This window comes from uncultured Desulfovibrio sp. (assembly GCF_944324935.1).
In the GTDB taxonomy this organism is placed as follows: Bacteria; Desulfobacterota; Desulfovibrionia; order Desulfovibrionales; family Desulfovibrionaceae; genus Desulfovibrio.
Window position 1 is genome coordinate 1 of sequence record NZ_CALUYG010000049.1, and the last position, 19,458, is coordinate 19,458.

Consider the following 19,458-nt stretch of genomic DNA (forward strand, 5'->3'; position numbering starts at 1 on the left):
GTGTTCGCAAACAAATCCTAACCTGTTTGGCGAGCTGCTTCCATTTTTCAAATGTGCGAAACTTTCTGTACGTTATCGCCCCATGACAGTTCCTCGTTGTTGAGGTGTTTGTTTGCAAAACAACTGTCATGGGGCTTTCGTTTTTTGGCAAGCCCTCTGTTAACTTTCAATTTACAATCTGCCACAGAAAGTAATGTGTCGGCCTCCCGGCGGCGGGGCCAGCGTCTCTCAGGGGCGCACCATCCGCCTGCCGACGGCCGCCGTCCCCGCCGCTTGCCTCACGGACGGGAAACGGATAGCGTCGAGCCGCAACATCCCGTAAAAAAAGGCAGACAAGATGGATTTCAGTTCTGTGCAGATCCTGGTCGTGGGCGACGTCATGCTGGACCGCTACATCAGCGCCACGGTGGAGCGCATCTCCCCGGAAGCGCCCATACCCGTGGCCCGCGTCGAGAGCCGCTGGGAGGTCCCCGGCGGGGCGGCCAACGTGGCGCGCAACCTGGCCCGGCTGGGAGCGCGTACGCGGCTGGCCGGCCTCTGCGGCACGGATGCGGCCGCCGACTCTCTGCGGCGTCTGCTGGATGCGGAGGGCATCGAGCATGCGCTCCACGCCCTGCCGGGGCGTACCACCACCTGCAAGACGCGCGTCATGGCCCAGGGCCAGCAGCTCTTGCGGCTGGATGAGGAGGTGCGCGACGCGCCGGACGCCGCCGCCGTGGAGGGCTTCCGGCAGCGCATCGAGCCGTTGCTGGACGGCTGCGCGGTGCTGGTGCTCTCGGACTACGGCAAGGGCGCGCTGCTGGACGGGGCGGGGCATCGCGGCATGGACGGCCTGTGCCGCCGTCTCGTCCGCATGGCGCGGGAGCGGGGCATGCCTGTGCTGGCGGATCCCAAGGGCCGGGACTGGAGCCGCTACGAGGGCGCGCACTGCCTCACGCCCAATACGGCCGAACTGACGGAGGTGGCCGGCCCCCTGCCTGCCGGGCGCGAGGAGCTCGCCGAAACGGCGCTTGCCCAGTGCCGCCGCTGGGGGCTGGAACGTCTGCTGCTGACGCGCGGGGCCAAGGGCATGGCGCTCTTTGGCGAAGGGCTGGAGCCCTGCTTCATCCGCGCGCATACGCGCGAGGTGGCGGACGTTTCCGGCGCGGGGGACACGGCGCTGGCCGTGCTGGCCGCCGGGGTGGGGGCAGGCATGGGCTGGGAGGAGGCCGCCCGGCTGGCCAATACCGCCGCCGGGGTGGCCGTGGGCAAGCTGGGCACATCCCCCATAAGCCTTGAGGAACTGCGTATGGCCCAGCGCCAGTATGACGCCAACCCGCGCCTCTACAGTCTGCCCACCCTGCGGGAAAAGGTGGAGGACTGGCGACGCAAGGGCGAGCGTATCGTCTTCACCAACGGTTGTTTCGACCTCATCCATCCCGGGCATATCTCCCTCATCCAGCAGTGCGCCGATCTGGGCAACCGGCTGGTGGTGGCCCTCAACAGCGACGCCTCGGTGCGCCGGCTCAAGGGGCCGTCGCGGCCCGTGCAGGACGAGCAGAGCCGGGCGCTGGTCATGGCCCAGCTCAAGGGGGTGGATGCGGTCATCCTCTTTGACGAGGACACGCCGCTGGAGCTCATCCGCGCCCTGCGGCCGGATGTGCTCGTCAAGGGCAGCGACTACAGTCTGCGGACCGTGGTGGGCGCGGACGAGGTGCTGGCCTACGGCGGCACGGTGCATCTGGCCTCTCTGGTGGACGGATGCAGCACCTCCGGCCTCGTCCGGCGCATGGGCGGGCCGGAAAAGGCGCAGGGGCCGCACGCTTTCTGAAAAAATGTGACAGCTTTCCGGCAGGGGAAAAATGGCCATTCCGGCAAGCCCGGATGAGCCTTTGGCGTCAAATGGCGTCCTTCCTGTTCGCCGTGAGCGCAAAAAAGCGTCGGCGAAGGGCAAAACAACAGGTCCGACACGCATGAAGGGGCCGCATATTGTGCGGCCGCCGTCTTGCGCCAGAGGGGGCAGGGTGATAGGATCAATTCGCAGTATGGCGGATTCCCAGCCACGGATATGCCGGGGCGGTCGCCATGCGCCTACGAGGAGTCATCCATGAAGAGAAGATCGTTTCTCAAGCTTTCCTGCGGGCTTGGCGCCGGGATCATGCTTTCCGGGCTGGGCCTGAGCCTTCTGCCTGTGGAAGGCATGGCGCAGGAACTGAAGAAGATCGACAAGGTGAAGAGCGCCGCGCAGACGACAAGCATCTGCTGCTATTGCGCCGTGGGCTGCGGCCTTCTCTGCAGCACGGACAAGAGCACCGGCAAGATCATCAATATCGAAGGCGACCCGGAACATCCGGTCAATGAAGGTTCCCTCTGCGCCAAGGGCGCGGGCATCTATCAGACCACGGAAGCCAACCCCCATCGTCTGACCAGGGTGCTGTACCGCGCGCCCCATGCCGACAAGTGGGAAGAAAAGGACTGGGATTTCGCCATCGATCGCATAGCCGCCCACATCAAGAAGGAGCGCGACGCCTCCTTCATGGTGAAGAACAAGGACGGCGCGGTGGTCAACCGTCTGGAAACCGTCGCCCATATGGGCAGCTCCAACATCGACAGCGAGGAGTGCTGGAACATCGCCGCCTTCGCCCGTTCGCTCGGCCTGGTCTATCTTGAGCACCAGGCCCGGGTCTGACACGGCCCCACGGTACCGGCTCTGGCAGAGTCGTTCGGACGCGGCGCGATGACGAATCACTGGATTGATATTCAGCACAGTGATTGTATTCTTATCCAGGGCAGCAACGCTGCCGAAAACCATCCCATTTCCTTCAAGTGGGTCATGCGTGCCAAGGACAAGGGCGCGACGGTCATCCATGTGGACCCGCGCTTCACCCGCACGTCGGCCCGCTGCTCGCTGTACGCGCCCCTGCGTTCGGGCACGGACATCGCGTTCCTGGGCGGGATGATCAACTACATCATCGAAAACGACAAGTTCTTCAAGGACTATGTGGTCAACTACACCAATGCCCCGCTCCTCGTGGACGAGGGCTTCGGCTTCAAGGACGGCCTGTTCTCCGGCTTCGATCCCAAGAAGCGCAAGTATGACAAGACGACATGGGCCTACCAGAAGAACGCGGACGGCACCTTCAAGCGCGACAAGAGCCTGAAGGACAGGCATTGTGTCTTCCAGCTGCTGAAGAAGCACTACAGCCGCTACGACATGAAGACCGTCTCCGCCGTGACGGGGACCCCCGTGGAAGACCTGAAGAAGGTCTATGAGGCATTCTCCGCCACGGGCCGCCCGGACAAGGCGGGGACCATCATGTACGCCCTTGGGCAGACCCACCACACCGTGGCCGTGCAGAACATCCGCTGCTTCGGCATCATCCAGCTTCTGCTGGGCAATATCGGCGTGTGCGGCGGCGGCATCAACGCCCTGCGCGGCGAACCCAACGTGCAGGGCTCCACGGACCATGCCCTGCTGTCCTACAATCTGCCGGGCTACCTGCCCGCCCCGCGCGTGGGGCACGGTTCCTTCGAGAAGTATCTCAAGACCGTGGCCCGCACCACCGGCGAGCCGGATTCGCTCAACTGGCAGAGCAACTACAACAAGTATGCCGTGAGCCTCATGCGGGCCTTCTTCCCCGATGCGCCCAAGGAGACGGGCTACGGTTTCGACTGGCTGCCCAAGCTGGACGACGGGCAGGATGCCTCGGTGCTGCCGCTCTTCGACGAGATGTACAAGGGCACCATCAAGGGCTTCTCCTGCTTCGGGCAGAATCCGGCCTGCAGCATCCCCAATTCCAACAAGGTGCGCGCCGCGCTCCAGAAGCTGGAATGGATGGTGCACTTCAACATCTTCGACAACGAGACGGCCTCCTTCTGGAAGCAGCCCGGCGTGGACCCCAGGAAGGTCGGCACCGAAGTCTTCCTCCTGCCGGCGGCCGCCGCTGTGGAGAAGGAGGGCAGCCAGGCCAACTCCGGCCGCTGGATGCAGTGGAAGTATGCCGCCGCCAAGGCCCCGGGCGACTGCCTGTCCGCCGGCGACGTCATCTATCGCATCCAGATGAAGCTCAAGGAGCTTTACAAGAAGGAAGGCGGCGTCTTCCCCGAGCCGGTGCTCGGCGTCTTCACCGACATGGTGGACGGCAAGGGCCGCTATGACGCCGAAAAGGTGGCGCGCCTCATCAACGGCGTGTTCACCCGCGACGTCACCATCAATAACGTGGCCTACAAGAAGGGCGAATGCGTGCCCGGCTTCGCGCTGCTCCAGGCCGACGGCTCCACCGCCTGCGGAAACTGGATCTGCTCCGGCAGCTTCACCCGCGACGGCCAGAACCTCATGAAGCGGCGCGGCAAGAAGGACCCCACCGGCCTCGGGCTCTATCCCGAATGGTCGTACTCCTGGCCGGCCAACCGCCGCGTCATCTACAACCGCGCCTCGGTGGACCCCCACGGCAAGCCCTGGAACCCCAAGCGCGCCCTTGTGGAATGGAAGGACGGCAAGTGGGTCGGGGACGTGGTGGACGGCGCGCCGCCGCCGCTGGCCGAAAAGGGCGGCAAGCTGCCCTTCATCATGCGGCCGGAAGGCGTGGGCTGCCTCTTCGGGCCGGGTCTGGCCGACGGGCCCTTCCCGGAACATTACGAACCCGTGGAGAGTCCCTTCGAGAAGCATCCCTTCTCCAGGCAGCGCAATACGCCGCTCCTGCGCCTCTATGAGAGCGACAAGGACGTGTATGCCTCGGCCTCGGCCAAGTTCCCGCTGGTGATGACCACATACTCCTGTACCGAACACTGGTGTACCGGGGCCCTCACCCGCTGGCAGTCCTGGCTGAGTGAAGCTCAGCCCGGCGCGTACGTGGAGCTGAGCGAAGAGCTCGCCAGGGAACGCGGCCTCAAGAACGGCGACAAGATCCGCGTGGTCTCCGCCCGTGGCTCCGTGGAAGCGGTGGCCATGGTCACCCCGCGCATCACGCCCTTCCAGTGCGGCGACAAGAAGGTCCACCTTGTGGGCATGACCTTCAACTACGGCTGGATGACCCCCGGAGGCGACTCGGCCAACCTGTTGACGCCCACCTGCGGCGACTCCAACAGCATGACGCCCGAGTACAAGGCCTTCATGGTCAACATCGAAAAGATAGCCTAAGGAGCGATGACGATGAGCAACGGAAAGTCCATCATTGTTGATACGTCTCGCTGCACGGGCTGCCGTGGCTGCCAGGTGGCCTGCAAGCAGTGGAACGGGCTGCCCGCCAGCCCCACCACCCAGACCGGGACCTACCAGAACCCGCCGGACTTCAACGGCTGCACCTACAAGGTGGTGCGCTTCGCCGATGGTCGCGGTGCGGACGGCAAGCCCTACTGGTACTTCGTCAGCGACATGTGCCGCCATTGCGTGGAGCCGCCCTGTCTGGCCGGCTCCAGCGTGGAAGGCGGCATGATTCACGACGAAGCCACCGGAGCCGTGGTCTATACCGCCAGGAGCAAGGACGACGACTTCGAGACCGCGCAGAGCGTCTGTCCCTACAACGTGCCGCGCAAGAACGAAGAGACCGGCGTCATGGTCAAGTGCACCATGTGCATCGACCGCATCAGCAATGGCATGGTGCCGGCCTGCGTGCAGTCCTGCCCCACCGGGGCGATGGTCTTCGGCGACCGGGACGAGATCCTCGCCGAAGTACAGCGCCGCGTGGCTGAACTGAAGAAGACCCATCCCAAGGCTCAGGCAGTGGATGCGGACAGCGTGCGAGTCATCTTCATCGTGACCGATGATCCCGAGCGCTACCATACCCACCTCAAGGCCTGACCCTGTCTGACCACTGGTCGCCCCCCGTTCCGTCGCCCCGCGGCGGAGGGGGGCGACCCCTCCAACAAGGATACCCCATGACTTCCCGCCCCACGGCAACTCCCGAAGCGACCGCGTCCGTCGCTGCCGCCCCTGACGAAACGGGCAAGACCGCCCGCCTTATCGACATCCTGCGCGAGGCCTGCCCGGATCAGCGGGCCCTGCTGGACGCCTTTGCCCCTGTCCTCTGTCTGCGCGAGACCGCCCTCGCCGCTGAGGCCGTCCGCCGCGACGCCGCCTCCGCCGCCGAAACGGCCGATGCGTCGACCGCCGCTCCCTCCGGGAAAGGCGGCATGGATACAGCTTGCGCCGACCGCTGGGCCGAGCCCCTGCTGGATACTCTCGCGCAGGGCTTCCCCGCCGTGGCCCCGGTCTGGGAACGGCTGCGCGCGGCCATCCGCGCCGACAACGCGCTGCCCGCCCATCTCTGCCTTGCCCGGCGCGGGCGCAAACGGCCCGCCCTCTCCACCTGGTGCAAGGAACATGATCTGCCCGCCGATGCCGTGAACCTCTTTGCCGAGCAGCTCGCCCGGCTGGCAGGGGCCGCGGTCCAGCTCGGCCGGCCCGAGCGGGAAAGCGGCGACGCCACCTGCCCCTACTGCGGCGGACGGGCGGAGATCAGCCTCATCCACGGCACGGAGGGCCGCCGCTACCTGCAATGCGGCCACTGCGCCCGCCTCTGGCGCTTCAAGCGCACCCTCTGCCCCCATTGCGGCGCGGAAGGCAACGGCATCCTGCGCCATCTCTATGTGGACGGACAGCCCGACCTGCGAGCCGTCATCTGCGAGACCTGCCGCCACTACATCCTGGAAGCCGATCTGCGCCCCCGCGACATGCCGCTGGAACTCGGCCACGTCCTCTCCCTCGTCATGGGCCACCTCGACGCCCTGGCCCAGGAAGAAGGCGCTTCCCCCCTCAGTCTCGCGCGCCCGGCCGTCGCACGCGCCGTGAGCGCCGCTGAAGAAACTGTGCATTAACGTCTACATATTATGGGTTATTTGGGGGAAGGGGAATCCCTCGCTCTGCTGTCGATGCCCGTAAGGCTCCTGCGTCGCCTAACGGGCACGCCCCTGCGGGTCGCCTTCGGGTCGCCCCGGCGCGGGAGGGGGTCCCCCCAGGCTCCCCATCCCTTCCCCAGCGCGCTTTTGTCAGGCGATGCCGGGGTATGCGGAAAGTATGTTGAGATGGTGGGTAAAGTTATGTGAACAAGCCGTGGGGACAGGGGCCGTGCCGTTCGTCGCGCCGCGCAGGCCGTCGCACGGCCTGCACGTCCCCCGGCAGCATGAAAAAAAACAGGGATCAGTATGATCGGTTCATGGACGCATGACGAATTCGTGGAAGGAGTCAGGAAGTTTCACTGCCATGTGGCCCCCGGCGTCATCATCGGCGGCTATATGGTGGAAATGGCCCGCCGGGCGCTGCCCCAGGGTATCCTCTTTGATGCCGTGGCGGAGACCGTGCAATGTCTGCCCGACGCCGTGCAGCTGCTCACACCCTGCACTGTGGGCAATGGCTGGCTGCGGGTCTATCACTTCGGCATCTATGCCCTGACCCTTTATGACAAGCAGACCGGCGAAGGCGTACGCGTACGCCTCGACGCCGACCACCTCGACCGCTGGCCCAATGTGCGCGGCTGGTTCTTCAAGGAGAAGCCCAAACGCGAACAGGACTCCGAGGCCCTGCACCGCGAGATCCGAGAGGCCGGCTTTGCGCTGCTCGCCGCCGCGCCCGCTCGCATCCACCCCGATGCCCTGCGCCACAAGGGCAAGGGGCAGGTCATCCGCTGCCCCCGCTGCGGCGAATGGTATCCCGCTGAACTCGGCCCCACCTGCCGCCCCTGCCAGGGGGCTGGCCCCTATGAGGACTGGGCCGCGCTGCATGGCGTGAAGTAGGTTGTTTTTTTGTGGGGAAAGGGCCCCCTTGTGAACAAGGGGGCCCTTTCCCCCACATGCCCCATCCCCCCAAAAACGTTGCCTGTCCAGCCACAAACCGTCGCGCCACCCAGGACGACGACCCGCCTCAAGCCGGCCTGATCCTGTGCAGGACGCGACGCCTCACGTCCGCGTGATGAGCTCGAGCGTTTTCCCTTTGGAAAAGGCAAAACGCGAGGCGGCGGCACGGTGTCAACGCCAGCCCCTATGGCTTGAAACGCGACACGCTTCAAACTGAAAATGCTCCAGGGAACTTGCGCTTCTCTCTTTTTCCTGAAAACATGGCAGTCATGTACGCTGCCCTTTCTTTTTGATGCCGCCGGGAGACTGGCGGGCGGGGGACGCCCGGGGAGGGCAGGCTCCCTTTCATCCTCCCCGGCAAGAGTTTTTGCGGGAGGAAAGGGGGCGCGGGGGGAAAGGAGGGGGCTTTTTGCAAAACGCCCTTCTTCCCCCCGCAAAAAATAACCACCACAAAAAAGGACAAACACAGCATGCGGCAGCATCTGGAGAGGATCTTTCGGGCGGGGCTGGCGGCGGTGGCGCCGGATGCGGCCTTGCGGCGGCATGTGCGGTGCGAGGGCGACGCGCTGTGCGTGGACGGAGAAATATGGCCGCTGCCGGAGCGGGGGCGGGTGCTGGTCATCGGGGCGGGCAAGGGAGCCGCGCCGCTGGCGAAGGCGGTGGAGGAGCTGCTGGGCGACCGCATGGATACGGGGGCGATCATCGTCAAGTACGGACATGGCATGCCGCTGGGGCGGACAGAGGTGTACGAGGCGGCGCATCCTGTGCCGGACGCGGCCGGCCAGGCGGCGACGCGGCATATCTTGCGGCTGGCGGAAGGCGCGGGAGTCGACGACCTGGTCATCTGCCTGTTTACGGGCGGGGCGAGCGCGCTGACGCCCGCGCCCGTTCCAGGGGTGACGCTGGAGGACATGCAGCGTCTGACGACAAGGCTGCTGGCCTGCGGGGCGACCATTCAGGAGATGAATGCCTTTCGCAAGCATTTGTCGCTGTTCGGGGGAGGGCAGCTGGCGCGGGCGGCGGCTCCGGCGCGGGTGCTGAGTTTTCTGGTCTCGGACGTCATCGGCGACGACATGGGGGTCATTGCGTCCGGGCCCACCTCGCCGGACGCCTCGACCTTTGCGGGATGCCTGGAGCTGGTGGCGCGCTACGGGTTGGAGAGGGCATTGCCAGCGACCCTGGTGGACATCCTGCATGAGGGCGCGGCCGGCCGGCGGCCGGAGACGCCCAAGGCCGGGGACCCCCTGTTCGACAGGGTGTGCACGCGTATCGTGGCGGGCAACGGGCAGGCGCTGGCGGCGGCGGCTCAGGCGGCGCGGGAGCTGGGCATGGCGGTCCATGTGCGGGAGCGGCCGTATACGGGCGAGGCGCGGGAATGCGGCGTGCGGCTGGTGGAGGAGGCCTGCGAGGCGGCGCGCCGTTACGGTGAGGAGGGGCGGACGTTCTGCTATCTTGCCGGCGGCGAATGCACGGTGACGCTGCGCGGGACGGGAAGGGGAGGGCGCAACCAGGAGATGGCGCTGGCGGCGGCCCTGTCCTTGCTCGAGAGGGACCCGGGCGACAGGGTGACGGCGCTTTTTGCGGGGACGGACGGCACGGACGGCCCCACGGATGCCGCGGGCGGCTTTGCCGCCGGCCGGGCCCTGGCCGGCCGGGAGGCGGCAGCGCGGGAGCTGCTGGAAGAGAACGATAGTTATACGGCGCTGGCTCAGGCGGGCCTTTTGTGGCGTACCGGGCCGACGCTGACCAATGTGATGGATATGGCGATTCTGTGCGTGGAATCACAGACGAGTGGAAGCAGGGCTTGACAGATTTTCTTCCTATCAGTAATAGTTATTGAAACTGGAGGAAGTCATGGCTCATGTACAGACACGGATGACCCGGCAGCGAGCGGTCATCCTGGAAGAGCTGCGCAAGACGAAAACCCATCCCACGGCGGATGAGCTTTATGGTATGGTGCGGCAGCGTCTGCCGCGCATCAGCTTGGGCACGGTGTACCGCAACCTGGATTTTCTGGCTGACAACGGGACCATCCGCCGGCTGGAGGCGTCGGGCAGCACCAAGCGTTTTGACGGCGACATCTCCGCCCATCAGCATGTGCGCTGCGTTTCGTGCGGCCGCATCGGCGATGTGATGCCGCCCGTGCCGGAGCCGTCGGTGGAAGGGATCGAGGTCCCGGGCTTCCATTGCCTCCATGCCGCACGGGTGGAATTTGACGGCCTGTGCGAGGAGTGCGCGGCGCTGGCCGCCACGGGCAGACAATAGGCTTTGCTTTTGCCGGGGCGACGGTGTAGCCTTGCACCTGTCTCCCTGTGTGCCTGTCGCAGTATGCAGGGCGGGCCATCCGTCAGGAGGGCCCGTCATCTGTTTGCGGCTCCAGGCGACAGCGGGGGCGGTGGCAATTTCCCACAGCAACTCCAACACCAACAGGAAGGATGCGGAATGAGCAAGGATCGCAAGGAACGCAAGGCCAATGTCATTGAGGTGCTGAACAAGGCGCGCAGCATGGAGCTTTATGCGGTGCACCAGTATATGAACCAGCATTACAGCCTCGACAGCCTGGATTACGGCGAACTGGCCGCCAACATGAAACTCATCGCCATCGACGAGATGAAGCACGCCGAAGCCTTTGCCGAACGCATCAAGGAACTCGGCGGCGAGCCCACCAGCGAAAAGGACGGCAAGATCAAGACCGGCGAAGAAGTGCTTGCCATGTACGAGGGCGATGCCGCCCGTGAAGATGCCACCATCGACGCCTACAACGGTTTCATCAAGGTATGCAACGAAAACGGCGACATCATCACGGCCCGCCTCTTTGAGCGCATCATCGACGAAGAGCAGGCCCACATGAACTATTACGACAATATCGCCGAGCACATCAAATCGCTTGGCGCGGTCTATCTGGCCAAGATCGCCGGCACGCCGTCCAGCACCGGCCCCTCCAAGGGCTTTGTGCAGAATGGAGGCAATCAGGCGTAGGAACGGCGATTTTTTCCCGTGCCGGACTGGCCGGCACACGGTGTTCCGCCGCTGTGTGGAGCAGACAGCATAAGCAAAGAAAGGAGCATGCAGCATGGCTGATGCCAAGGATATGTGGCGTTGCCCTGTGGCCAATTGCGGCTACGTCTATGACCCTGACCGCGGCGATCGCCGGCACAAGATCCCGGCGGGGACAAAATTCGAGGATCTGCCTGATGACTGGTGCTGTCCGGTGTGCGGCGCCAGCAAGAAGAACTTCCGCCGCCTGAGCGACGAAGCCTAGAACGGGACGCCGCACGGCGTCTGTCCGAAAAGAAATGCTGAACGGCGATACGGGGAAGCCCGGATCGCCGTTTTTTTGTCTGCGGCAGGGAGAGGGGCTCAGTCCTTCGCCCGGCAGAGGGGCGCAAGGACCACATGGGCCGCCTGTTGCAGGACGGCGGGGGCAAGGCGCAGCTGCACGCCCCGCTGACCGGCGCTCACATGGATCTGGGCATGGCGGGCGGCGCTGTCGTCCAGAAAGACCGGGTAGGCCTTTTTGGCGGCCAGAGGAGAACAGCCGCCCCGGATATAGCCGGTGAGGGGGAAGACTTCCTTGAGGTGGACCATCTCCACATGCTTGTTGCCGGAAGCCTCGGCCAGCGCCTTGAGGTCCAGCTCAGCCGCCGCGGGGATGCAGGCCATGAGGATGCCGGTACGGTCCCCCCGGGCGACAAGCGTCTTGAAGACGCAGGCCGGATCAACGCCCAGACGCTCGGCCACGGTGACGGCGGAAAGATCGCTCTCATCCACCGGGACGCTCAACAGCGCATAAGGCAGGCCCATACGGTCAAGCAGGCGTGCGGCATTGGTCTTGGCGATACGGAGGGCCTTGCTCATGCGTCCGCCGGGCTGGTCCACTGGATGAGCTTGTTGAAGAGCATCACGGGGTCGATGGGTTTGAAGAGAACGTCCGTCATGCCGGCATCATGCAGTTTTTTCAGCAGGGGCGGGGTGTGGTCGGCGGTCAGGGCAATAATGGGCGGAACCGTCTTGCGCAGCTCGTCGGCCCGCCGGATGATCTCGGCAGTGGCGGCGATGCCGTCCATTTCAGGCATGACCACGTCCATGAGAATGCAATCATAGGCCCCGTGCAGCGCCATGTCGATGGCCTGGCGTCCGTTGTGCGCAACGGCGCAGTGCGCGCCCATGCGGATGAGCAGGGAGCAGGCGATCTCCTGATTGACGGTGTTGTCCTCCACCAGCAGGATGTTCACCCCGTCCGGCAGCCCGCAGGGCAGATCCGCCATGCTCATTTCCACGGGGGATTCGTCCTCGATGGCGGCCTCCACGCAGGGGATGCGCAGATGGAAGGTCGTCCCCTGGCCCGGCGTGCTGTCACACCAGATGCTGCCGCCCATGAGATCGGCGATATGCTTGCAGATGGCAAGGCCCAGGCCCGTGCCGCCGAAACGGCGGGAGATGCTGGCGTCTTCCTGCGAGTAGGGCTCGAAGATATGTTCGAGGAATTCCTTGCTGATGCCCTTGCCCGTATCGGAAACGGTAAAGTACAGCCAGTCCTGATTGTTTTCGCGCTGCCGGGCGACGCTGACGGAAATGGACCCGCTGGTGGTGAATTTGACGCCGTTGCTCAACAGGTTGAGCAGGATTTGTCGCAGGCGCTGATTGTCGCCATGCAGGCGGCGCGGCACGTTCTTGTCGATACGGCAGTGCCAGTCGAGCCCCTTTTGCTGCATCTGGTACTGGACGGCGACATGCGCGAAGTCCAGCACGTCCTGCAGGATGAAGTCGCTGTGTTCCAACACCATCTTGCGAGCCTCGATCTTGGAAAGATCCAGCAGATCGTTGACCAGCGTCAGGAGGCTCGTGGCGGAATGGCGGATCTTGCGCAGATAGCCCCGCTGATCCTCCGGGCTGTCCTGCATGGCCAGATGGGTCAGCCCGATGATGCCATTGAGCGGCGTGCGGATCTCATGGCTCATCTGGGCCAGGAATTCGCTCTTGGCTTCCGAGGCCATGACGGCCTTGCGCTTTTCTTCCTGGGCACGGATGGAGTCCGTGATGTCCAGCGCGATGGAAAGGCGGACAAGGCGCTCGTCCTCCCAGCGCACCTTGCGGTCGATGACCGTATAGATCCGGTGGGTAAGGGGATTCTCGTGCGTCCAGCGATAGGGGGTCCCGTCATCGGGCAGTACATCATTGGTGCAGAAATGACAGGGGTTGGCATAGCCCTGCAGGCGCTTGTAGCAGAGATTCTCGCCGGCTTCGCCGAGCGGGAAGACGTCCTTGATGCATTTGTTGGCAAAAAGGATCTCATGGGTATGCAGATCGGCGACGTAGACGGGCGCGGTGAAGGAGTCGAACAGGCTGTACAGGCGGTCATTGTGCCGCTGCAGACGTTCGCAAAGAGCAAGATGCGAGAGGGAAAGCGCCAGGACATCTTCCAGACTGCGCAGACGCTCGGCCACAGGCTTGCCCGGGGCCCTGTCTCGCGAGGCCAGACAAAGATAGCCGATGAGTTCGTTTTTGTGGCGCAGCGGCAGGCTGTACATGGCGCCGATGCCGCATGCCGCAAGCTGGGCGCGCAGCTCGTCGTCCCGGCAGGCCGCAGGCGGTTCAAAATCTTCGGCAAGCTGCATTTCGCGCAGGGCCACGAAAGCCGTGAGCGCCATGCGCAGAGAGGCTTCGGCGTCGGACGCCAGGGGCTCGGCGAGCCAGAGCTCCGACTGATCGGCCCGCCCCGGGATGAAGAGCACGCCATAGGCGCTCTGGCAGGAAAGGGCCGTGCCGATGGTTTCCAGGGCTCCTCTCCAGAAAGTGGAAACCTCTTCACACGAAAGCGCGATGCGGGAGAGGGCAGCAACGAGCTCCAGGTCGTCCTGAGACTGAGAGCATGCTTGTGTCATCCATACTCCAACGGGGGGGAAGGAGGGTTTTTCATTATGCCGGGTCTGACGTTCATTGTCAAGCTGGCGAGATACCGGCCGGATGGCGCAAGCAAAGCGGCATGTGGCGGAAGAGGCAAAGGTGGCGACGCCGTTCCGCCGGCTCATGCCAGACCGGCAAGCAGGGTTTGCCAGCGTTCCCGCAGCAGGCGACGCCGTTCATCCCGATCCTGCACAATCCCTTTCAGGAGGGCCTCCAGTTGCACGTCAAGAGATCCGACGCCTTCCGTATTGGCAAGGATCCGATCGCTCTGGGCGGCTTTTTGCGCTTCCGGCCACTGCCAGGCCTCGATGGCGTCGAAATGTTCCGCGCTCCAGCCGCGTCCGGCCATGACGCGTCGGCGTCGCAGATCGACGGGACAGGTGACGCACAGGCTCAGGGGACGGGGCGTGAAGGTGTCCTTCTGCCAGCCGCATTCAAAATACAGCGGGATCTCCGCGGCGGCCACGGCCTCGCCGCGCGCTTCCGCCTGTTCCCAGAAGGCCGTGATGCGACGGCGCACCAGTTCATGCGCCTGCGCCTCCACATCCTGCCGCAACAGAGGATCGTGCCGCATGGCCGGACGCAGCGCCGACCGGTCAATGCCGCCGTCCGCGGCCAGCAGATCGGGCCGCCGCTCGCCCAGCCAGCGGGCCATGAGCCCGCGCGGCGCATACAGCTCATGGACCACGGCATCCGCGCTGATGACCGGCACGCCGAGGCGCTCCAGCGCGGCGCAGACAGTGGATTTGCCGCACCCCGGATTGCCCGTGACCACAAGCCGCCGCGTACAGCCCCCGGCCTCGGCGGCACAGGCAAGCATGTCCTCCGGCAGCGGCGCCGTAAAGCGCATGGGCTCGCCGCTCCACGGATGCGTAAACTCCAGCCGCCAGGCGTGCAGCATCTGGCGCGGCGCGCGCGCCCGTACCGGCGGCGGGGCATAAAGGGCATCCCCCAGCAGCGGATGGCCCAGATGCGCCATATGCACACGGATCTGATGCGTGCGTCCGGTATGGATACGCACCAGCAGCAGGGAGCAGCTCCTGTCCGCCGCCGTCCAGAGCACGCGCCAGTCCGTATGGGCGCTGCGCCCGCCCCGGGACTCCGCCACCACGGCCATCTTGACCTTGACCGTGGGATGTCGCCCCACCGGTTCGCGGCAGGTCCCCGTCGGCGGAGGCGTCCCCTGCACCAGCGCCAGGTAACTCTTGGCCACCGTCCGCTCGGCAAAGGCCTCGGCAAGGCGCAGGCGCGTCGCCTCATCCAGCGCCACCAGCAGCAGCCCGCTGGTGTCCTTGTCCAGACGATGCACGATGCCCGGCCGCAGGCCCTCCATCTGCCGCACTTGCGGAAAATGATGCAACAGGCGATGCACCAGCGTCCCCTCGGGGCAGGACGGACAGGGATGCACCGTCAGCCCGGCAGGCTTGTTGCACACCACAAGGTGGGCATCCTGAAAGAGCACCTCCAGCTCCGCCGCCTCAGCCTCCAGCGGACTGTCGGCTCGCGGCAGATCCAGTTCGACCATCTGTCCCCGGCGTACTTTGCAGGCCGCCGAGACGACCGCCAGCCCGTCGATACGACAATGCCCGGCCGCGATGGCCTTCTGTACCGCCGCCCGCGATATGCCGTTCAGTCGGGCATGCAGCACCCGGTCAAGGCGCTCGCCTGCCTCTCCATCCACCTGAAAGCGAAGTCCTTCCATCATGTTTTTCCTGAGAGAGTCGCGCATGATGGCATGGTTGGGCGGGGGGAAGGAAGGGGACTTTTTTGCAAAGAAGTAATACCTAGCAAAAAGCCGTGACAGCGAGTTTGTAACAACTCGATTTTTAAAAACTTTTCAAATGTCAAGCCCTCGAAATTTTTGTGCTAGGTTTCGGGGGCTTGTTTCTTGCCAAAAAAGCGGGCAAAATCAAACTGTTGAGATTTACCTAGCTTTTTTGTTTTCCCCGGTTTTCTCTACTCTTTTTTTGAGCAAAACCAGTGCAGCGTGCAAGCTACCTATCTTGAATCGAGAAAATTGTCAAAGGGGGGAGCATGGAACAGTCACCGACGTCCAAAAAGAAGACTCGGTACACCGGCGTCTACACGCGGGAGTCCACCCATCGGAAGCTGGCGGACGACACGCCGGACTACAGCATCTTCATCTCGTTCATGAAGAACAGGAAATTCAGCTGGGAACATATCGGCTGGGCATCCGAGGGGTATACCCTTGAGGATGCCGTGGAGATCCGCCGTCTTCGCGTGGAAGAGGAACAGCGGCGGATACCTCCCCGGAAATCGAGGCGAAGAACGGAAAGCTGCCGAGTGAAGACACGCTATCCCGGCGTCTACATGCGTGAGTCGAAAAAACATACGCTCTCTGACGGGACACCGGATCGCTGCTTCTACATCACCCTGAAGCGTGACGGCAAGAAAGTCCTGGAGAAGCTTGGTTGGCTCTCGGAAGGCTACAACGCGCTCACGGCAGCGGAAATACGCGGCCTGCGCATCCGGCAGATGCGACATCCCGAAGTTTTTGCCAAGGGAGATCGCGCTGAGGGCACGTATGTGGGAGACCAGCCGCAGGTCAGGAGGGTCGTCTCCGTGGATGACGTATGGGCAAAGTACGAGATACTATGCCTGCCGCTTTTGAAGAACGGCAGCGTCATCACCGGAGCCTACCGCCAGCACATCGGCCCTAAATTCGGTTCAAGGCAGGCCGACTCCATCGGCAGGCTTGACATTGAGAGCTTCCGCGCCGAGCTGGCGACAGTGGAGAAGCGCCACGGGAGTGGCAACCTGTCGAAAGCCTATATCAACATGATCCTCAACTTCCTTGAGATGCTGCTGAAGAAGGGGAATGAATGGGGCATGGTGCGCAGGGTCGAGAATCTGGCGGCCACCGTGCGTTTCAAGAATGCGGACAGGGAGCGGGACAAGTGGCTGACGCCTGAAGACGCCAGCAGGCTGCTTGATGGGCTGTGCATGACGAACCATGAAGCCTACTACTGCGCACGGATCTCCCTCTACTCCGGCATGCGGCTGGGGGAGATCATGTCCCTGCGGCGTCACGACATCGATCTGACAGCAAAGGTCGCCAGCGTGGATGGGAAGACGGGACAGCGAACCGTCATCATCCACGACAGTCTTGTCGGACTTTTCACGTTTCTGAAAAACAGGGAGGGCGGAGAACTGTGCATCAGGGTGTCACGGCAGGCCGTTGAGAAAAATTTTGCCAAGGTCGTTGAGCAAATAGGACTGAACGATGGCGTGACGGACTCGTGGCGGAAGGTGGTTTTTCACACGCTGCGGCATACCTTCTGTTCCTGGCTGGCCATGAAGGGCGTGCCGCTCTATACGATCAGCCAGCTTGCCGGGCACAAAAGCCCACAGATGACGCAACGGTATGCCAAGCTTTCCCCCAATATCGAGCGTGAGGCGCTGAATACGCTCTAACAGGTTCCCATGAAACGAAAAATTGCCATTTTTGCCATAGGCGGTCTGTTCCTGCCCGGTTTGTGCCTCGCGGCGGAAGCCGGGCAGGATGATGCTCAGAAGCTTTTTCAGGAGTCACTGCGGCAGATGCTGCCGCTGGGCGGCGAGCAGATAGAAGAGTACCGATCACGCTCGGATGAGAGGGAAAAGGCGCTGCAACCCGCTCCACCAACCTTGCGGAGCAGGACGGTGCGGGTATCGCTGGAGCCCGGTCAATCACCGGTATCCGTGCGGACGACCGCCAATATTGCCACATCCCTGGTCTTTCATGACAGCACGGGGCAGCCGTGGCCCGTCACGTCCGTAACCAATGGCGGCCCACAAGCTTTTCAGGTGCTGCGCCCTGAGCTGCCGGAAGGCAACCTGCTGAACGTCATGCCCCTTCAGGCATACGCTTCGGCGAACCTGGTTGTCACGCTGGCCAAGTTCGACATCCCTCTTGTGATCAGCCTGAAAAGCGATTCCGTCCGTTCTACCGACCGAACGGCTGACAGTATGGTGCTGTTCCAGCTTGCTCACCAGGGGCCGAACGCCCAGGCTCCATTGACAAGGGACATCAAGGAGACCGTCAACTCCGACATGCTCAGTTTCCTTGACCATGTGCCGCCCGCTGAAGCGACGCGGGTGAGGGTATCGCCACAGGATCGGGATCTGACGATCTGGAAATACAATGGAGTCCACTATGTGAGGACGACGCATACGATCATCTGGCCCGCGTGGACATCCGTCGTGAACGGCGCGGGCGGCATCAAGTGCTACGAGCTGCCGCTGACGCCTCGTATATCGCTGTCCAAAAACGGCAAGGTGCAAACTGTGAGGATCGAAGATGTCGAAAAGTGAGACAGCGGTCGCAACGCCACGGGGAAAAAAGATCCTCACGGGAGTTGCGATTATCGGCGGCGTGGCCGCATTGGCAATATTGGGTGTCACATTTCAAGCGAACGATGCACCTCCATCGGAAATGAAGGCCGCGCCGGGAGATCGCATCCAAGGGGGCGCTGGAGGCGAAGGTTCGCCGGAATACAACGCCCGACTTGGACAACTCAGTGCGGAACAGGCGGAACTGGCCGCCAGGACAGGGGAAAGCCACATAGCGCCGCCGATCGGACGGCAAGCCCAACCTCGTCCTCTGCTGACTCCGACCAGGGAAGCTCCCGCACAGGCTCCACAGCAACCCGTTCCTGTCTCTCCCGGTTTGCCAAAACCAGCACGGGCCGCCAAAACCAATGAAGACCTACGTAAACGGATGCTGGAGGAAATGAATTCGATGGAAGCGCGGCTGGCCGCGCTGACATCCACCCAGGGAGCCATCGTCTATCAGTACGACTTCGCGGCTGCGGAAAAGGAGCCGCAAAGGAGTGAGGAGGCCCCCGCGCCACAACCGGAGACACAGCCGGCGGCCATTCCCTTGCAGCCCGGCGACATGCTCTATGCGGTCGTGGACACGGCGGTGAACTCCGACGTTCCGTCCGCCGTCATGGCTACGGTCTCGACTGGAAAGCTCAGAAAAACTCGCTTCATCGGTAAATTCCAGCGGTTGGATGAGCGGCTCGTGCTGACGTTCACCAGGGCCGTTCTGCCTGATGGATCGTCTGTCGGCATCGAGGCGTATGCCGTGGATCCGGAAACCACGGAAGTATCCGTGGCCAGTTCCGTGGATACGCATTTTCTGGAACGCTGGGGTGGTCTGATTGCCGCCTCATTCCTTGAAGGCTTCGGTGAAGCCAAGCGGTACAGCGGCGCGGAGAGCACGGTATACGGGAACTACAACGGCACGTCCGACCAAATGGTTTGGAACGATTACTCGCTCGAAGATCAGGCTTGGATAGCCGCTGGGAAAGTCGGACAGCGAGCCGGGCGTGTCTTTGAGCAGGGATTCAACCGTCCACCGACTGTGCGCCTGGCCTCCGGCTGCCCCATCGGCGTACTTGTCTTGAACACAAAGCAGTGACAAAGCAGTGAAAAGGAACAAAAATGCGCAACACCGCCAACAAATTCATTCTTTGCGCGGCAGCGGCAGCGACGATCGTCTTTCCGCTCACCGCCGCCCATGCCGCTGACGCGACATCATTCAACCCCACCACGGTCAAGGTCACGGCCAAGCCCATCAGCTCCATCCCTGTGGGCACGATCATCTCCTGGCCAGTGGCCCAGAATCCGGCGGATTGGCAAAATCCCGACGGCTCTTATAACTGGCTGGAATGCAACGGACAAACCATATCGCAGACAGCCTACCCGGAACTGTTCGCGCTGCTTGGCGGACGAGTCCCCGATCTGAGGGGATTGTTCCTGCGTGGGTACGGCTCC

At 63.5% G+C, this 19,458-nt stretch carries 16 protein-coding genes; 13 read left to right on the top strand and 3 right to left on the bottom strand.

The features are described 5' to 3' along the window. The first annotated feature begins 337 nt into the window (after nucleotides 1-337). The 9 genes from rfaE2 to Q0J54_RS10380 all read left to right on the top strand — a co-directional run bounded on the left by rfaE2 (nucleotide 338) and on the right by Q0J54_RS10380 (nucleotide 11,032). Nucleotides 338-1,810: a D-glycero-beta-D-manno-heptose 1-phosphate adenylyltransferase gene (gene rfaE2 / locus Q0J54_RS10340; protein WP_296305422.1), complete on the top strand. Its 1,473-nt coding sequence runs from the start codon at nucleotides 338-340 to the stop codon at nucleotides 1,808-1,810. A 276-nt stretch (nucleotides 1,811-2,086) separates the two neighbouring features. After that, nucleotides 2,087-5,119 carry a formate dehydrogenase-N subunit alpha gene (gene fdnG, locus Q0J54_RS10345; RefSeq protein WP_296305424.1) on the top strand — a complete coding sequence of 1,011 codons (3,033 nt, stop codon included), beginning with the start codon at nucleotides 2,087-2,089 and terminating at the stop codon, nucleotides 5,117-5,119. 12 nt (nucleotides 5,120-5,131) lie between these two features. Beyond that, nucleotides 5,132-5,779: a 4Fe-4S dicluster domain-containing protein gene (locus Q0J54_RS10350; RefSeq protein ID WP_296305426.1), complete on the top strand. Its 648-nt coding sequence runs from the start codon at nucleotides 5,132-5,134 to the stop codon at nucleotides 5,777-5,779. Between the two features lie 77 nt (nucleotides 5,780-5,856). Continuing rightward, entirely contained in the window at nucleotides 5,857-6,795 is a 939-nt protein-coding gene (locus Q0J54_RS10355) for a formate dehydrogenase accessory protein FdhE (RefSeq protein WP_296305428.1), read from the top strand. Between the two features lie 327 nt (nucleotides 6,796-7,122). Continuing rightward, nucleotides 7,123-7,710, top strand: a complete 588-nt coding sequence (locus Q0J54_RS10360; protein WP_296305429.1) for a formylmethanofuran dehydrogenase subunit E family protein — start codon at nucleotides 7,123-7,125, stop codon at nucleotides 7,708-7,710. A gap of 530 nt (nucleotides 7,711-8,240) precedes the next feature. Then, nucleotides 8,241-9,578 carry a DUF4147 domain-containing protein gene (locus Q0J54_RS10365; protein ID WP_296305432.1) on the top strand — a complete coding sequence of 446 codons (1,338 nt, stop codon included), beginning with the start codon at nucleotides 8,241-8,243 and terminating at the stop codon, nucleotides 9,576-9,578. A gap of 46 nt (nucleotides 9,579-9,624) precedes the next feature. Beyond that, nucleotides 9,625-10,035 (top strand): Fur family transcriptional regulator, encoded by a 411-nt coding sequence (locus tag Q0J54_RS10370; protein WP_296305434.1) that lies wholly within the window; start codon nucleotides 9,625-9,627, stop codon nucleotides 10,033-10,035. A 177-nt stretch (nucleotides 10,036-10,212) separates the two neighbouring features. Next, nucleotides 10,213-10,749: a bacterioferritin gene (locus Q0J54_RS10375; RefSeq protein ID WP_296305436.1), complete on the top strand. Its 537-nt coding sequence runs from the start codon at nucleotides 10,213-10,215 to the stop codon at nucleotides 10,747-10,749. 94 nt (nucleotides 10,750-10,843) lie between these two features. Further along, the gene (locus Q0J54_RS10380; protein WP_296305438.1) at nucleotides 10,844-11,032 is read left to right on the top strand and encodes a rubredoxin; all 189 of its coding nucleotides are present in this window, start codon (nucleotides 10,844-10,846) and stop codon (nucleotides 11,030-11,032) included. 98 nt (nucleotides 11,033-11,130) lie between these two features. Here Q0J54_RS10380 and ybaK read toward each other — a convergent pair whose 3' ends face one another. The 3 genes from ybaK to coaE form a co-directional block, all read right to left on the bottom strand. Next, complete coding sequence (ybaK, locus tag Q0J54_RS10385) at nucleotides 11,131-11,628, bottom strand: Cys-tRNA(Pro) deacylase (RefSeq protein ID WP_296305440.1); 498 nt, start codon at nucleotides 11,626-11,628, stop codon at nucleotides 11,131-11,133. Continuing rightward, a complete protein-coding gene (locus Q0J54_RS10390; RefSeq protein ID WP_296305442.1) occupies nucleotides 11,625-13,655 on the bottom strand; it encodes an ATP-binding protein in 2,031 nt (676 codons plus the stop codon). Before Q0J54_RS10390 ends, ybaK begins: the two co-directional genes overlap by 4 nt. 143 nt (nucleotides 13,656-13,798) lie before the next feature. Continuing rightward, nucleotides 13,799-15,382, bottom strand: coding sequence for a dephospho-CoA kinase (gene coaE, locus Q0J54_RS10395; protein ID WP_296305445.1), 1,584 nt, complete (start codon nucleotides 15,380-15,382; stop codon nucleotides 13,799-13,801). Between the two features lie 329 nt (nucleotides 15,383-15,711). Here coaE and Q0J54_RS10400 point away from each other — a divergent pair, with 329 nt between their 5' ends. From Q0J54_RS10400 to Q0J54_RS10415, 4 genes are all read left to right on the top strand, one after another. Then, a complete protein-coding gene (locus Q0J54_RS10400) occupies nucleotides 15,712-17,112 on the top strand; it encodes a site-specific integrase (protein WP_296305447.1) in 1,401 nt (466 codons plus the stop codon). Between the two features lie 9 nt (nucleotides 17,113-17,121). Next, nucleotides 17,122-17,991 carry a DotH/IcmK family type IV secretion protein gene (locus tag Q0J54_RS10405; RefSeq protein ID WP_296305449.1) on the top strand — a complete coding sequence of 290 codons (870 nt, stop codon included), beginning with the start codon at nucleotides 17,122-17,124 and terminating at the stop codon, nucleotides 17,989-17,991. Then, nucleotides 17,978-19,102 carry a TrbI/VirB10 family protein gene (locus Q0J54_RS10410; RefSeq protein WP_296305452.1) on the top strand — a complete coding sequence of 375 codons (1,125 nt, stop codon included), beginning with the start codon at nucleotides 17,978-17,980 and terminating at the stop codon, nucleotides 19,100-19,102. Before Q0J54_RS10405 ends, Q0J54_RS10410 begins: the two co-directional genes overlap by 14 nt. Nucleotides 19,103-19,125: 23 nt before the next feature. After that, the coding region (locus Q0J54_RS10415; protein WP_296305454.1) for a phage tail protein at nucleotides 19,126-19,458 on the top strand (333 nt) is incomplete at its 3' end.